Genomic DNA, 16,357 nt, shown 5'->3' on the forward strand with positions numbered 1-16,357 from the left:
TGAGGCTGCCTGCTACACCGTGAGGTAGGGTCATGAATCGCTATGTAACTGTTCTGGCACTGAGTGGGGTCACCGCGCTCGCAGGTTGCGTGCCTTCGACGCCCAAACCCAATGACCCTTACTACGCTCCGGTGTTGCCGCGAACGCCGTTGCCGGCGGCGGCGAACAATGGCTCGATCTATCAGGCCGGTTTTGAACAGAACCTCTACGGCGACCGCAAGGCGTTCCGGGTCGGTGACATCATCACCATCACCCTGAACGAAAGGACCCAGGCCAGCAAAAACGCCAACTCGCAAATTGGCAAGAACAGCAAGGCCAGCATCGGCCTGACCTCGCTGTTCGGCTCCACACCCAACACCAACAACCCGTTTGGCAGTGGTGACCTGAGCCTGGACGCCAGCTATGAAGGTGACCGCGCGACCAAGGGTGACAGCAAGGCGGCGCAGGGCAACACCCTGACCGGTTCGATCACGGTCACCGTCGCCGATGTGTTGCCCAACGGCATCATCGCGGTGCGCGGCGAGAAGTGGATGACCCTCAACACCGGCGATGAACTGGTGCGGATTGCCGGCCTTGTTCGCGCCGATGACATCTCTACCGACAACACCGTGTCGTCGACCCGTGTTGCCGATGCGCGCATCACCTACTCGGGCACCGGTTCGTTTGCCGATGCGAGTCAGCCAGGCTGGTTCGACCGTTTCTTCCTCAGCCCGCTGTTCCCTTTCTAGGTGGCTTTCCAGTTGAGCATGTTGAACTTCAAACACCTTTTGGTGGCCGCCCTGATGTTGTCTGCAGCCTTCAACGCTCAAGCCGAGCGCCTGAAGGACATCGCCAGCATTTCCGGCGTGCGTTCCAACCAATTGATCGGCTACGGCCTGGTGGTCGGGCTTAACGGCACCGGCGACCAGACGACACAAACTCCGTTCACCCTGCAGACCTTCAACAACATGCTCTCGCAGTTCGGCATCAAGGTGCCGCCGGGTTCGGGCAACGTGCAGTTGAAGAACGTCGCGGCGGTATCGATCAGCGCCGATTTACCGGCGTTCGCAAAGCCGGGTCAGCAGGTCGACATCACCGTTTCCTCCATCGGTAACTCCAAGAGTTTGCGCGGCGGCACCTTGCTGCTGACGCCGCTCAAGGGTATCGATGGCAATGTCTATGCGGTGGCCCAGGGCAACCTGGTGGTTGGCGGTTTCGATGCGGAAGGGCGAGACGGCTCGAAGATCACCGTCAACGTTCCATCGGCTGGTCGCATCCCCGGTGGTGCGTCGGTGGAGCGTGCGGTGCCGAGCGGTTTCAACCAGGGCAACAGCCTGACGCTGAACCTCAACCGTTCCGACTTCACCACCGCCAAGCGCGTCGTCGACAAGATCAACAACATGCTCGGCCCAGGCGTGGCCCAGGCCATCGACGGCGGTTCGATTCGCGTCACCGCACCGCTCGATCCAAGCCAGCGCGTCGACTACCTGTCGATCCTGGAAAACCTCGAAATCGATCCGGGCCAGGCGGTGGCGAAAGTCATCATCAACTCCCGTACCGGGACCATCGTGATCGGCCAGAACGTCAAGGTGTCCCCGGCCGCCGTGACCCACGGCAGCCTGACCGTGACCATTACCGAAGACCCGATCGTCAGCCAGCCCGGCCCTCTGTCCAATGGCACGACGGCGGTGGTGCCGCGTTCGAAGGTCAACGCCCAGCAGGAAGCCAAGCCGATGTTCAAGTTCGGCCCGGGCACCACCCTCGACGAGATCGTGCGGGCGGTGAACCAGGTCGGCGCGGCACCGGGTGACTTGATGGCGATCCTCGAAGCGCTGAAGCAGGCCGGCGCCCTGCAAGCCGATCTGATCGTGATCTGAGGACGGCCATCGTGGATATGCGCAAGAGTGGTCTGGTCAGCAGCAGCGATTCGGGCTCCTATTCGGACCTCAATCGTCTGAATCAGCTCAAGGTCGGCGACAAGAACAGCGACGGCAACATGCGCAAGGTGGCGCAGGAGTTCGAATCGCTGTTCCTCGGTGAGATGCTCAAGTCCATGCGCTCGGCCACCGAAGCGCTGGGGCAGGACAATCCGCTGAACACGCCGGCGGCCAAGCAGTACCAGGAAATGTACGACCAGCAGTTGGCCGTTTCGATGTCCCGCGAAGGCGGTGGTATTGGTCTGGCGGACGTGCTGATGCGCCAGATGTCGAAGAACAAACCAATGGCCCCAGGCGAGGCCGCCGCTGCATCGCTGGCCAAGCAAGAGGCTGCCATGGCGGCTGTGCAAACGCCGGTGGCGGCAGGCACGGTCGCAATCAATGGCCCGTTGTCGCGGGTCAATGGCCAGCGTCCGTTGTGGGCTTCGCGCTCGGTCCATGCGCCGCAAGAGGCGGGCGAGGGTACTCATCGCAATGACATGGCGCTGATCAATCAGCGGCGCTTGGCATTGCCGCCGAAACTGGCTGATCGGTTGTTGGCCGGGCTGGTGCCTTCGGCGACGACCACTGCCGCCACAACACTCAACAAGACACCGTTGCCAGAGCGCACCACAAGCGCCGGCACGGGACCGTTGTACAACGGCGACTGGCTGGCGACCGCGCAACAATCCTCTACTGGCGGCATGCAGATCTATGGTCGCGCCATGGCGCAGATTCCTCTGGCGCCGGCAAAGAAAGCCTTCAGTTCCGCCGATCAGTTCGTCAACACCATGTTGCCGATGGCCAAGGAAGCGGCGGCCCGCATTGGTGTCGATCCGCGTTACCTGGTGGCCCAGGCAGCCCTGGAAACCGGCTGGGGCAAGTCGGTCATGCGCGCCCAGGACGGCAGCAGCAGCCACAACCTGTTCGGCATCAAGGCCGGCAATAGTTGGCAGGGCAATTCGGCGCGGGCGATCACCAGCGAATTCAGGAATGGCGAGATGGTCAAGGAGACGGCCGAGTTCCGTTCCTACGACTCCTACAAGGACAGTTTCCATGACCTTGTGACTTTGCTGCAGACCAACAATCGCTATCAAGATGTCGTGAAGTCGGCCGATAACCCAGAACAGTTTGTACGCGAGTTGCAGAGAGCCGGTTACGCAACCGATCCGAACTACGCGAGCAAGATTTCGCAGATAGCCAAGCAGATGACGAGTTACCAGAACTACGCTGCGGCGGGCGTTTCCACCACGCCTTTATAGGCACAAGGTATAAGGTCTGAACCATGAGTTTGCTCAACATCGGGATGTCGGGGCTGAGTGCCAGCCATAACGCCTTGGCGACTACCGGCAACAACATTGCCAACGCCGACACCGCCGGTTACTCGCGCCAGCAAACCGTGCAGGGCACCAAGGGGTCGATTCAGTACGGCAACGTCTACATCGGCACCGGCACGACGCTGGCCGATGTGCGCCGGGTATACAACAGCTACCTCGATGCACAGTTGCAGACCACGACGTCGCTCAACAGTGATTCGGCTGCGTACCTTGGGCAAGTCACGCCACTCGATACCTTGCTGTCCGACAGTGGCACCGGTCTCAATGGTGCCTTGACCAAATTCTTCGCCTCGGTACAGAACGTCAATGCCAAACCGGGCGACGACGCCTCCCGCCAGTTGTTGCTCAGCGATGCACAAGCCCTGAGCAACCGTTTCAATTCCGTGTCCAGCCAGTTGAACACGCAGAATGCGAACATCAACGGCAACCTGACGAACATGGCCGATCAGGTCAACAAACTGGCCACGACCCTGGCGCAGTTGAACCAGAAAATCAGCGAGATTTCGAGCTCCGGCGGTACGCCGAATGAACTGCTCGATGCCCGCAACGAAACCATGCTCCAGCTGTCGACCTTCACCGGTGCGCAGTATGTCGAGCGTGACGGCAACGTCGATGTGTACCTGGGTAGCGGTCAGCCACTGGTGATTGGCAATACCGTCAGCAAGCTTGAGGCCGTGCCGGGTAAAGATGATCCGGGACGTTTGTCGCTGCAGCTCAATCGTGGTTCGAGCACCATCGACATCACCTCGATCATGACCGGTGGTGAAATCGGCGGCCTGCTGCGTTATCGCAGCGAAGTACTCGATCCGGCCATGAACGAGTTGGGTCGAGTGGCGCTGGTCGTCGCCGATCAGATGAACAGTATCCAGGCTCAGGGCATCGACAAGAACGGCGATTTCGGTTCGAGCCTGTTCAACAGCATCAACAGTGCCGCGCAGATGTCTCAGCGCAGTATCGCTTCCACCGGCAACAGTGCCGGCTCCGGTAACTTCGATGTGAGCATCGAGGACACGGGCAAACTGACTATCAACGATTACAAGGTCACGTTCACGACCGCTACCGACTACACCGTTCAGCGCCTTCCCGACAACACACCGATGGGCAGCTTCAGCACCACGACGACACCGGCGCCGGTGATCGACGGGTTCTCCATGACGTTCAACGGTGGGGCTGCCCAGGGCGACACTTTCAAGCTCACCCCGACACGTAACGCATCGGCCAATATCAAAACCGAGATGACCGACTCCAAGCGTCTGGCCATCGCCGCACCGCTGGGTGCAGCGATTGCAGCGGGGGGCAGCGGTACGCTGACGATTCCGGCCAGCGGTCAACCGACCCTGACTACGAAGTTCGACCTCTACGACGCGGCCACCACCACCGCGATGCAGAACGGTATGAAGTATTCGACGCCGGTTAAAGTGGTGTTTGGCGATCCGTCGGCCGACGGCACGACCCAGAGCTATCAATTGCTGGACGCCAAAGGTGGCGTTCTCAGCAGCGGTACCATCCAGCCAGGCCAGAACAACACCATGAACCTGAGCATCCCGCTCAAGGATTCGACCGGTGCGCCGATCCCGCCAGCGCCTGCCACGCAGTACACCGTTGACTTCAACATGAGCGTCGCCGGTTCACCAGGCAAGGGCACGGCGATCAACGTCAGCCTGAGCCAGCCAGGTTCCCTGGACAATCGAAACGGTACGGTTCTGGCGGGTTTGCAGACTGCGCAAACGGTCGACACCGGGTCGGCCAGCAAAGGTATTTCGCTGAATGATGCCTACGGCAAACTCGTCGAGGGCGTCGGCTCCAAGGCGGCCCAAGGCAAGCTGGACAGTGCTGCGACCACCGCCATTCTGGCGAACGCCAAGGGCGCACGTGACTCGCTTTCGGGTGTCGACCTCGACGAGGAAACCGGCAACCTGGTCAAGTACCAGCAGTACTACACCGCCTCTTCGCAGATCATCAAGGCTGCGCAGGAAATCTTCAGCACACTGATCAACAGTCTTTAAGGAGTCGTAGCCCATGCGCATTTCTACCGCCCAGTTTTACGAGTCCTCGGCAGCGAACTATCAGAAAAATTTCTCCAACGTGGTCAAGAGCAGCGAAGAGGCGAGCAGCCTGGTTCGCGTCAACACCGCAGCGGATGATCCGGTTGGCGCGTCGCGTTTGCTGCAATTGGGTCAGCAGGCTTCGATGCTCGACCAGTACTCGAGCAACATAACCACCATCAAAGGCACGCTCGGTCAGACCGAGGCGGTGATGACCAGCATCGGCAACGTGTTGCAGCGGGCCAAAGAGCTGGCGCTGGGTGCGGGCAACGCCGGTTTTACCGATGCCGACCGTCAGGCGAACGCATCCGAGCTGGGTGAGATCGAGGAGCAATTGCTCAGCCTGATGAACAGCAAGGACGAAAACGGCAAATACATCTTCGCCGGCTCCAAGGGTGATGTGGCTCCGTTCAGTCGCAACACCGATGGCACCTACAGCTACAACGGCGACCAGGTGACCCTCGACCTGCCAATTGGCGACAATCAATCGATGGCGACCAACAGCACCGGTTGGGACGTGTTCCAGCAGGCGATCAACACCAACCGTACGTCCGCCACGCTCACTTCGCCAGCGGTGGATGACGGTCGTGTAGCGTTGTCCAACGGTCAAGTCGCGTCGGATGTCACCTACAGCGCCAAGTTCCGTAGCGGCGAACCTTACACCGTGGCGTTCTTGAGCAGCACTCAGCTGAAAATCACCGATGCGCTGGGTAACGACGTAACGTCTGAAGTGAGCCAGAACGGCGTGTTCAACTCCAATAACGCAGTCACGCAAACCGTGAGCTTCCGCGGTGTCGATCTGAAGCTCAATATTAACCTCAAGGCTGGTGACAGTGCCGACCCGGACGCGGCAATTGCCGGCCACAGTTTCACCCTGGCGGCCAAACCGGACAGCTTCAATACCTCGCGCAGCCCGGGCAATCCTTCGAGCGCCCTGGTGACAGGAGCCTCGGTGACCAACAGCACTGACTACCAAGCCAGCTTCCCGGGCGGCGGTGCTGTGCTCAAGTTCACCAGCGCTACGGATTTCGAGCTGTATGCGGCGCCGGTGACGGCTGACAGCACGCCCGTCTCGACCGGCACCATGGCTGGCACTACCGCAACCGCATCGGGTGTTTCGTTCACCGTCGCCGGCACACCGGGCGCAGGTGACCAGTTCTCGGTAGCGGTCAACACGCACCAGACCCAGAACGTTCTGGATACGGTCAGCCAACTGAGAATGGCCTTGTCGACACCGACCAACAACAATCCGATCGCCATTCAGAAAATGAATGCGGCAGTCACGGCCGGAATCGGCAACCTGGCCAGTGGCATCGATCAACTGGCCTCCGGTGTCAGTTCTGTGGGTGGGCGCGGTGCATCGCTGGTGACTCAGGCTGACATCAACCAGAGTCTGGTACTGGCCAACACGCAGACCCAGGGCGCCATTCGCGACTCCGATCCGGCTGAAGTAATGACCCGCCTGACCCTGCAGCAAACCATGCTGCAGGCATCGCAATTGGCGTTCAGCAAGATCGCTCAGTTGGGCCTGTTCAACAAAGTCTGAGTCAGGGCCTTCCCGATGACCTCGCGAAGGCTTTCGACAACCGAGTGAAAACCGTCTTTTTTCTGCGGTTCAGGGAGTCTTGCTTCATCCAGGCAAGCTCCCGCCGCTCGCGAGTTCCCCCGCCGTGAAACCAGCACCTCTTGTCACCGTCGCCATTCCCGCCTTCAACCCGCAGTTCTTCCTCGTGGCACTGGAAAGCGCTCTGAGTCAGACCTACGCCAATCTTGAAGTGATCGTCTGCGATGACAGTGGCGGTGACGAGATCCGCGAGATCGTCGATGCCTGTGAAGTGCCTGCCTCGATTCGTCTGCGTTATGTGCGCAATCCGCAGCGCCTGGGTTTTCAAGGCAACCTCATCGCGTGTGCGCAGGAAGCCAGCGGCGACTATCTGAAATTGTTGTGCGATGACGATCAGTTGCTGCCTGAGTGCATTGCGCAACAGATCGCCGGATTCATCGATCACGACGACGTCAATCTGGTCATCGGTCAACGGCAGTTCTACGACGAAGACTGCATCCTGTTATCCGATCGTGTGGAAAATAGCTGCTTCTCCAAAGGTGTCACCTTGTTCAAGGGTGAGGATCTGTTGGGGATTCTGGAAACCAGTGTCTTTAATTTTCTCAGTGGCCTCAGTGGGGCCTTGCTGCGAACTCAGCATGCACTGGAATACTTGCCGGCCTTGACGCAGATCGGCGAGGGCTTTGTTGCGAACCTGGATTTTGCTTTGTTCGCATGTCTGTTGCGACGCGGCAATCTTGTCGTGGTCGGGCAGATACTGAGTCTTGAGCGTTTGCATCCGGCGCGTCTGAGCAACCAGCCGGCGGTCAAGGCTGCGGTCGTGACCGAGCTCGACTGGCTCAAGCAAATGCTCGCTCTGCGCAGTGGCGAGCCAGCGCCGGCACCCGGCTGGGTGCGTCATGTTGCGCTGGCCGATGCCATTGAAGGGCAGGCTTATGCGTGGGAAGAGGCCGCCCTTGGCCGACAACTGGGTTTCATTCAAACCCTGGTGAATTCACGGGTCGGCCCGGATTGCGACAGTTTCGCTGACATGTACCGGCAATGGCTGTCCTGTCGCCATCTGAATCCGGCCCAGCAACGCCTGCTTGATGCTCGCGTGCAGAGTTGGAGCTGGCGTCCGCGCGTCGTGCCGATCGTGCTCGACAGCGAAGGTGATTTGTCGGCGTTGGAGGACACCCTCAAAAGTCTGCGTCAGCAAGCCTACAGCGCTGAGCAAGTGGTGGTGCTTTCCCCATTGCAGCACGCACCTGTCGACGGCGAGCGTCATGTGCCACTGGAGGCGGACACGGTTGCCCAGTTCAACCACCTGCTGGCCGAGTTGGACAACGCGGACTGGATCTATCTGGTTCGCGCCGGTGACCGCGTGCATGAACTGGCGTTGCTCTTGCTCGCCGAGCGCATGGTGGAGATGCCGGATGTGCGCTGCCTTTACAGCGACGAAGGCGGCTTGCGTGACGAGATCTCGATCGAGCCGGTGTTCAAGCCGGATTTCAATCTCGACCTGATGCGCAGCTTTCCCTATGTCGGCCGTGTGCTCGCGCTACAGCGCCAGCGCCTGTTGGAACTTGGCGGGATGGCGGCGGGCTTTGGTGAGCTTGGCGTGCACGATCTGCTCTGGCGCCTGGTCGAAAACAACGGGCCACACACGATCGGGCACATTGCCGAAGTTCTGGTGGAGTCCACCCTGCGCCTGTCCCAGTGGCTGACACAGCCACAGGTCATTGATCAGGCCCCGGTAGTGTTGGCGGCGCATCTGACGCGCCTGGGTGTTCCTCACCGAATCCGCACCGGCAGTCAGCTGATGATCAGTCGTGTGGATTACCTCCATGTTCAACCGGCCATGGTGTCGATCATCATCGCGACCCGTAATGAGCTGGCGTCTCTGGAGCGTTGCATTGAAAGCCTGCTGGAGAAAACCACCTGCCAGCGATTTGAAGTGCTCATCGTCGATAACGGCAGCACGGCACCGGATGCCTGCAACTGGTTGTCGGCCGTGGAGCAAATGGGAAGCGACAAACTGCGCGTGCTTCGTTGTGATCATGGCGACAATCTGGCAGCTGTGCACAACTTCGCCGCCAGCCAGGCTCGCGGTGACTACCTGTTGTTTTTCAGTCCGTGCAACAGCGTGGTCAATCCGGACTGGCTCGACGAGCTGCTCAACCATGCCCGGCGTCCGGAAGTCGGCATCGTCGGTGGCCGTCTGGTGAGCCCGCAAGGGCGCATCGAAGGGACTGCGCTGGTGTTCGGGCTGCGGGGGGCAGTGGGGGTGCCCAATCGTGGCGAGCTACTGAATACGCCGGGTTACATGCAGCGTCAGCAGACCGTGCAGAACTTCAGCGCGGTGGGCATCGACTGCCTGCTGGTGCGCAAGAAGGTCTTCGATGAAGTGCTCGGCCTCGACGAAAAAGATCTGTCGCAGGCACTCAATGGCGCAGACTTCTGCCTGCGGGTGAAGCAAAACGGATACCTCGTGGTATGGACGCCGTACGCCGAACTGATGCGAGTGCCAGTGGCTTCCTATGCGGAGCCGGCCCCGCGCATCCTGCTGGACGAGCAGAAAAGCTTTTATCAGCGTTGGTTGCCTCTGGTCGCCAGAGATCCGGCTTTCAACCCTAACCTGAGTCTGGGCAGCAGTAATTTCAGTCTCGAGCCCGGATTCAAAAACGGCTGGGATCCGTTCTTCCGTCAGATGCTGCCCAAGGTGCTGGCGATCCCGATCAACACGTCCGCCGTGGGCCATTACCGGGTTGCCCAGCCGTTTCTTGAACTGGAAGCGGCCGGGCGAATAGTCGGACATTTGAGTTACCACACACCGACGAACATCGAGCTTGAGCGCAGTTCGCCGGACGTGATTGTGTTGCAGGGTCGCTATAGCCAGAACGCGGTCGACGAAGTGGAGCGCGTCAAAGACGCTTCCCGGGCATTCAGGATTTTCGAGCTGGATGACTATGTGATTGATGTGCCGAAAAAGAACGCGCACATTCGCAAGGCTGAAGTCGGCGTCGACAATATCGTGCGTCGTGGCATCAGTATGTGTGACCGGGTGGTGGTATCGACCCAGCCACTGGCCGATGCATTGCGTGACATGCACCACGACATCCGGGTCGTCCCGAACATGCTGGCTCCACACCTGTGGGCCGGCCTGAGCAGTCGTCGACGTACTTCGCGCAAACCTCGCGTCGGCTGGGGGGGCGGGACCAGTCATGACGGCGACCTGGCGATCATTGCCGATGTCGTCCGTCTGCTGGCCAACGAAGTCGAGTGGGTGTTCTTCGGCATGTGCCCGCCGGCACTGCGTCCTTTTGTCCATGAATTCCATCCAAGCGTTGGCCTCGACGCCTACCCGGCCAAACTGGCCAGCCTGAACCTTGACCTGGCACTGGCGCCGCTGGAATTTCATATCTTCAACGACTGCAAGAGCAACCTGCGCCTGTTGGAATACGGTGCCTGCGGCTATCCGGTGATCTGCACCGAGACTGAAGCCTATCGCGGCTATCTTCCGTGCACCAAGGTTGTGAGCAACAGCGCCGAGGAATGGCTTGAGGCGATCCGCATGCATCTGTCCGATCCGGAGGCCAGCTACCGCATGGGCGATGCGTTGCGCGAGGAAGTGCTGCGCGATTACATGCTCAAGGGCAACAACCTCAATTACTGGGTCGAGGGTTGGTTGCCCAACTGATCCGAAGTGAATATTGGTGTTTGAGCAGGCGGCCTTGGGCCGCCTGTTTTGTTTGTGTCGAAAGCGTCGTAGATCCCGCTGATGGATTCATCCCTTTTTTCATGGCCGATTACGCCACCGACATAGAGCCTGCGCGGCTGGCGCGTTTCCTGCACGTCCCCCTCAAATCGCCATAAAACGAGCGCTCGCGGTCATTCCACCAGCGCCCGGAACGGTAGAAGGTTTAGCCAGAAGGCCCGCAAAGCTCAAGAAAGCTGCGCGCAGCCCGGTGAAGAACAAGAGGGGAGACGATGAAGGCAGTTATTTTGGCGGGTGGCCTCGGCACGCGCATCAGTGAAGAGTCGCACCTCAAGCCCAAGCCGATGATCGAGATCGGCGGCAAGCCAATTCTCTGGCACATCATGAAGCAGTATTCCGCCCACGGAATCCACGACTTCGTAATCTGCCTTGGCTACAAGGGGTACGCGATCAAGGACTTCTTCGCCAACTACTTCCTGCACACCTCCGACGTCACCTTCGACATGCGCAACAACCGCATGGACGTGCACCAGAATTACAGCGAGCCGTGGAGCGTCACCCTGATCGACACTGGCGAAGAAACCATGACCGGTGGCCGTCTGCTGCGTGCCGGTCGTTACCTGAAGGATGAAGAGGCGTTCTGCTTCACCTACGGCGATGGCGTTTCCGATCTGAACATTCGTCAATTGGTGGACTACCACCGAGCCCATGGCCGTCTGGCAACCGTCACTGCCGTGCAACCCCCCGGTCGTTACGGCGCGCTGGATCGTCACGGTGATCAGGTGCTCGGGTTTACCGAGAAACCGCGTGGCGATGGTGGCTGGATCAATGGCGGATTTTTCGTTCTGTCACCCAAAGTGCTGTCGTATATCGCCGGTGACGGGACTACATGGGAAGCCGAACCCTTGGCGCGTCTGGCCCAGGAAGAACAGTTGAAAGCGTTCGAACACAATGGTTTCTGGCAACCGATGGACACCCTGCGTGACAAGAACCATCTCGAAGCGCTGTGGCAGAGCGGGGAGGCCCCATGGAAGCAATGGGCCTGAGTGCGGATTTCTGGTGCGGCAAGCGCGTCCTCGTTACCGGCCACACCGGTTTCAAAGGCAGCTGGCTGACTCTGTGGCTGCAAAGCCTTGGCGCACAAGTCAGCGGTTTTGCCCTTGATCCTTCAACCGAGCCGAGCCTGTTCGAACTGGCGCGCGTCCACGAAGGCATCAACGATCAGCGCGGCGATCTGCGGGACCTCGGCGCCTTGCTGGAAATCATCGCCGAAACCGAGCCTGAGATCGTCCTGCACCTGGCCGCTCAGCCGCTGGTGCGTGAAGGTTATCGCGATCCGCTCGGCACCTATTCCAGCAACGTCATGGGCACGCTCAACTTGCTCGAAGCGATTCGACAGGTCGGCTGTGTGCGTGCCTGCGTGCTGGTGACCACCGACAAGGTCTACGCCAACAAGGAATGGCTGTGGCCGTACCGCGAAGACGAAGCCCTCGGTGGCCACGATCCTTACAGCAGCAGCAAGGCCTGCTGTGAACTGTTGGCGCAGTCTTATGCCGCGTCGTTTTTTCCGGCCGACAAATACGCCGAGCACGGTCTGGCCCTGGCTACTGCGCGTGCCGGCAATGTCTTGGGCGGTGGTGACTTTGCGCCTGAGCGACTGATTCCCGACGTGCTCAGAGCCTGGACGGCAGACGAGCCGGTGACCCTGCGCTACCCGCAAGCCGTGCGCCCGTGGCAGCACGCGCTGGAGCCACTGGCCGGTTATCTGCAATTGGCCGCCGGCCTCTACGAGCAAGGCCCGGAATACGCCGGTGCGTGGAACTTCGGCCCGGGCGAAGCGGACATGTGCAGCGTCGGCGAAGTCGTCGAATTGCTTGCCAATCGCTGGCCACAAGCCCGTGGTCTGCGCATTGAGCCGAGTGAATTGCACGAGGCCGGTCTGCTGCGTCTGGACAGCAGCCGCGCGCGCCAACTGCTCGACTGGCAGCCGCGCTGGACCTTGCAACAATGCCTGACCCAAACCCTCGACTGGCATCTGGCATGGCAGAACGGCGATGACATGCGCGCCGTGACCCTTAGCCAATTGAACCTGTACCGAGGCGCGCTGTGAGCGAGTTTTCCTTGCACTCGTTACCGCTGGCCGGGCTGTTCAGCGTCCAGCACAAGCGCTTTGAAGATCAGCGCGGGCACTTCGCCCGATTGTTCTGCGAGGGCAGTCTGAGCGCGTTTGGCAGCGAATTTCACATTCGTCAGATCAACCATTCCTGCACCCGCGAAAAGGGCAGTGTGCGCGGTCTGCATTATCAGAATGCCAATGCGCCGGAAGCCAAACTGATCACCTGCCTGCGCGGTGAAGTGTGGGATGTGGCGGTCGATCTGCGCCCCGAGTCCGAGACCTTTTTGCATTGGCACGCTGAGCATCTGAAGGCGGGTGACGGTCGCAGTCTGCTGATTCCGGCGGGGTTCGCCCACGGTTTCCAGACGCTGACTGAAGACGCCGAATTGCTTTACCTGCACAGCGCCGATTACGCGCCGGAGCACGAGGGCGGTCTGTCGGTGAACGATCCACGGCTGGCCATTGCCTGGCCGTTGCCTGTCAATAATTTGTCAGTGCGCGATTCCAGCCATCCCGCGCTCGATCAACACTTTGCTGGAGTGCATCTATGAACTGCCGTGGGTGCGCCGCACCGCTGAGCCTGCCGCTGATCGACCTTGGCACCTCGCCACCGTCCAACGCCTACGTGCATACCGATCGCCTGGAGCAGGCCGAGCAATGGGTACCGCTGAAGGTCGCCGTGTGCCAGCAATGCTGGCTGGTGCAGACCGAGGATTACACCCGCGCCGACAGCCTGTTTGATGCCGAATACGCTTATTTCAGTTCGTTCTCCAGCACCTGGCTGGCCCATGCCGAGCGCTATGTCGCCGAAATGGTCGAGCGTTTCGGCCTGACTGCCGACAGCCGCGTGGTCGAAGTCGCGGCCAACGATGGTTATCTGCTGCAATTCGTAGCGGGTCGCGGCATCCCTTGCCTGGGTGTCGAGCCAACTCGCAGCACTGCGCAAGCAGCGCGGGAGAAGGGCCTGGAAATTCGTGAGCTGTTCTTCGGTCGTGAAACTGCCGCGCAGTTGAACAGCGAAGGCTGGGGTGCCGACTTGATGGCCGCCAATAACGTGCTCGCGCATGTGCCGGACATCAATGATTTCCTTGGTGGTTTCGCAACGCTGCTCAAGCCAGCCGGCGTGGCCACCTTCGAATTCCCGCAACTGCTGACGCTGATGGCCGGCGCGCAGTTCGACACGCTGTATCACGAGCACTATTCCTACCTGTCTTTGACTGCCGTGCAGACCCTGTGCGAGCGCAACGGCCTGGAAGTGTTCGACGTCAGCCAATTGAGCACTCATGGCGGCTCGCTGCGCGTGTTCGTCCAGCGCAAGGACGGCGAGCGCCGTCCGATGCAGCCTGCCGTGAAGCAACAGCTGCAAGCCGAACTCTATGCCGGGGTGAAAACCGCCGAGTACTACGCGACCCTTGCGCCCGCCGCTGAACGCATCAAGCATGAACTGCTGCGCTTCCTGTTGCAGGCCAAGGCCGATGGCAAACGGGTGGTGGGGTATGGCGCGGCAGCCAAGGGCAACACCTTGCTCAACTACGCCGGCGTCAAACCGGACTTGCTCGCCTGGGTGGCCGATGCCAACCCGCACAAGCAAGGCAAGTGCTTGCCGGGCAGCCGAATCCCGATTGTCGCGCCGGCGCAGATCGATATCGAGAAACCGGATTACGTGCTGGTGCTGCCGTGGAACCTGCTGCACGAAGTCAGCCAGCAACTGGCGCAGGTGCGTCAGTGGGATGGGCGCTTCGTGATCGCCGTGCCTGAGTTGAAAGTGCTGTGAAGGTTCTGGTCACTGGCGCCACGGGTTTCGTCGGCCGGCATCTGGTCGCGGTATTGCTCGCCCGTGGCGACGACGTTCGCGCCGTGGCGCGTAACGCGCAAACCGCGCAAGGCATGCCGTGGATCAATGATGTCGAGTTCGTCACGGCGGATATTCACGCCGCCGATCTCGATGTGGCCGCGCTGACCGATGGCATCGATGCGCTGGCGCATCTGGCCTGGCCAGGCTTGCCGAACTATCGGGCACTGTTCCATTTCGAGCACAACCTGATGGCCGATTACCGCTTTATCAAAAGCGCGGTGGAGGCGGGCGTGAAGCAGGTTCTGGTCACCGGCACCTGCTTCGAGTACGGCATGCAGAGCGGCCCGCTCGGCGAAACCAGCGAGCCACAGCCGAGCAATCCCTACGGTCTGGCCAAACACACGTTGCACCTGTTTTTGCAGAACCTGCAGCAGGAACATCCGTTCACCTTGCAGTGGGCGCGATTGTTCTATCTGCATGGCGAAGGACAGAACCCCAACAGTCTGCTGGCGGCGCTGGACCGTGCGATCGATGCCGGTGAGCAATCGTTCAACATGTCCGCCGGTGAACAGCTACGCGATTTTCTACCGATTGAAACCGCGGCCGGTTACCTCGCCGCAATCGTGCATCAGCGCGATTTCGACGGCGTTATCAATTGCGCCAGTGGTCAACCGGTGTCGGTACGGACGCTGGTCGAACAACGCCTGCGCGAACGCGGCGCGACGCTGAATCTGAACCTTGGCCACTACCCATACCCGAGCCACGAACCGATGGCGTTCTGGGCCGTGACCGAGCGTTTGCAACAGTTATTGGGAGAGCCGCAATGAGGCACGAGTTGTATCGGGTCACCGACCTGCCGGTGCTGCAGAATCGCACTTTTGCCGATGCCGGGTCGGCGCGAGCCTCTGCCAGTGCCGACATGCTGCTGGTGCAGGACGAGCGCAGCGGCCTGATCTTCAATGCCGCCTTCGACGCCGACAAGCTCAGCTACGACGCTGACTATCAAAACGAGCAGGCACATTCAGGCCAGTTCCAGAAGCACCTGAGCGATGTCGAAGGCATCATCGGCAGGCACTTCAAGGACCAGGAGCTGATCGAAGTCGGCTGTGGCAAGGGCTACTTTCTTGAACTGCTCAAGGGCCTGGGCTATTCGATCACCGGCATCGATCCGGCTTACGAAGGCGATAATGCCGACGTGATCAAAGCGCCGTTCACTCGCGGTCTCGGTCTGGCTGCGGACGCCATCGTCCTGCGGCATGTTCTGGAGCACATTCAGGATCCGGTGAGCTTCCTCGCTGAAATTGCCAACGCCAATCAGGGCGGGCAGATCTACATCGAAGTGCCGTGCTTCGACTGGATCCTTGAGCATAAAGCCTGGTTCGATCTGTTCTACGAACACGTCAATTATTTCCGCCTCGATGACCTGCGCCGGATGTTCGGCACTGTGCACGAGGCGGGTCACCTGTTCGGTGGCCAATACCTGTACATCGTCGCCGATCTTTCCACGTTGCGCCTGACCCCGGAACAACCGATACCGCGCCTGACGCTGCCGCAAGATTTCACCGCCAGCCTCGACCGCGCGGTGCAGATCGTTCAATCCGCGCCCGAGCAGGGTTCGGCGATCTGGGGCGCCTCGTCCAAAGGCGTGATCTATTCGCTGTTCCTGCAGCGCGCGGGGGTGGCGGTTGATCGAGTGGTGGATATCAATCCGGCCAAGCAGGGACGTTATCTGCCGCTGAGCGGTGCCCGCGTGTCTTCGCCACAAGAGGCCATGGACGCCTTGCCCGAAGGCGCCAACCTGTTTGTGATGAACTCCAATTACCTCGAAGAAATCAAGCGGATGACCGGTGGACGCTACGTCTATCACGCCGTTGACAGCGCTTCGTTCCAGTGACCCCTGAGATTTTG

Annotated in this window: 12 protein-coding genes; all 12 read left to right on the forward strand. The window is 60.3% G+C overall.

Features of this window, described 5'->3' with window-relative positions:
- The first annotated feature begins 32 nt into the window (after nucleotides 1–32).
- Entirely contained in the window at nucleotides 33–728 is a 696-nt protein-coding gene (gene flgH, locus AABM52_RS07600) for a flagellar basal body L-ring protein FlgH (protein WP_347911161.1), read from the forward strand.
- 18 nt (nucleotides 729–746) lie between these two features.
- The gene (locus AABM52_RS07605) at nucleotides 747–1,856 is read left to right on the forward strand and encodes a flagellar basal body P-ring protein FlgI (RefSeq protein WP_347912594.1); all 1,110 of its coding nucleotides are present in this window, start codon (nucleotides 747–749) and stop codon (nucleotides 1,854–1,856) included.
- A gap of 11 nt (nucleotides 1,857–1,867) precedes the next feature.
- Nucleotides 1,868–3,157, forward strand: a complete 1,290-nt coding sequence (gene flgJ / locus AABM52_RS07610) for a flagellar assembly peptidoglycan hydrolase FlgJ (protein WP_347911162.1) — start codon at nucleotides 1,868–1,870, stop codon at nucleotides 3,155–3,157.
- Between the two features lie 23 nt (nucleotides 3,158–3,180).
- A complete protein-coding gene (gene flgK, locus AABM52_RS07615; RefSeq protein WP_347911163.1) occupies nucleotides 3,181–5,238 on the forward strand; it encodes a flagellar hook-associated protein FlgK in 2,058 nt (685 codons plus the stop codon).
- A gap of 13 nt (nucleotides 5,239–5,251) precedes the next feature.
- The gene (locus tag AABM52_RS07620; protein WP_347911165.1) at nucleotides 5,252–6,823 is read left to right on the forward strand and encodes a flagellar hook-associated protein 3; all 1,572 of its coding nucleotides are present in this window, start codon (nucleotides 5,252–5,254) and stop codon (nucleotides 6,821–6,823) included.
- Nucleotides 6,824–6,947: 124 nt separating this feature from the next.
- Nucleotides 6,948–10,520: a glycosyltransferase gene (locus AABM52_RS07625; RefSeq protein WP_347911166.1), complete on the forward strand. Its 3,573-nt coding sequence runs from the start codon at nucleotides 6,948–6,950 to the stop codon at nucleotides 10,518–10,520.
- A gap of 290 nt (nucleotides 10,521–10,810) precedes the next feature.
- Nucleotides 10,811–11,584 carry a glucose-1-phosphate cytidylyltransferase gene (gene rfbF / locus AABM52_RS07630; RefSeq protein ID WP_008052842.1) on the forward strand — a complete coding sequence of 258 codons (774 nt, stop codon included), beginning with the start codon at nucleotides 10,811–10,813 and terminating at the stop codon, nucleotides 11,582–11,584.
- Complete coding sequence (gene rfbG, locus AABM52_RS07635) at nucleotides 11,566–12,648, forward strand: CDP-glucose 4,6-dehydratase (protein ID WP_347911167.1); 1,083 nt, start codon at nucleotides 11,566–11,568, stop codon at nucleotides 12,646–12,648. The genes rfbF and rfbG overlap by 19 nt, the downstream gene beginning before the upstream one ends.
- On the forward strand, nucleotides 12,645–13,205 hold the full coding sequence (locus tag AABM52_RS07640) for a dTDP-4-dehydrorhamnose 3,5-epimerase (protein WP_347911168.1): 561 nt from the start codon (nucleotides 12,645–12,647) through the stop codon (nucleotides 13,203–13,205). Before rfbG ends, AABM52_RS07640 begins: the two co-directional genes overlap by 4 nt.
- Entirely contained in the window at nucleotides 13,202–14,428 is a 1,227-nt protein-coding gene (locus tag AABM52_RS07645; protein ID WP_347911169.1) for a class I SAM-dependent methyltransferase, read from the forward strand. Before AABM52_RS07640 ends, AABM52_RS07645 begins: the two co-directional genes overlap by 4 nt.
- Nucleotides 14,425–15,276, forward strand: a complete 852-nt coding sequence (locus AABM52_RS07650; protein WP_347911170.1) for an NAD(P)-dependent oxidoreductase — start codon at nucleotides 14,425–14,427, stop codon at nucleotides 15,274–15,276. Before AABM52_RS07645 ends, AABM52_RS07650 begins: the two co-directional genes overlap by 4 nt.
- A complete protein-coding gene (locus AABM52_RS07655; protein WP_347911171.1) occupies nucleotides 15,273–16,343 on the forward strand; it encodes a class I SAM-dependent methyltransferase in 1,071 nt (356 codons plus the stop codon). Before AABM52_RS07650 ends, AABM52_RS07655 begins: the two co-directional genes overlap by 4 nt.
- Nucleotides 16,344–16,357: the final 14 nt, after the last annotated feature.

It is taken from the genome of Pseudomonas grandcourensis (assembly GCF_039909015.1).
Lineage (GTDB): Bacteria > Pseudomonadota > Gammaproteobacteria > Pseudomonadales > Pseudomonadaceae > Aquipseudomonas > Aquipseudomonas grandcourensis.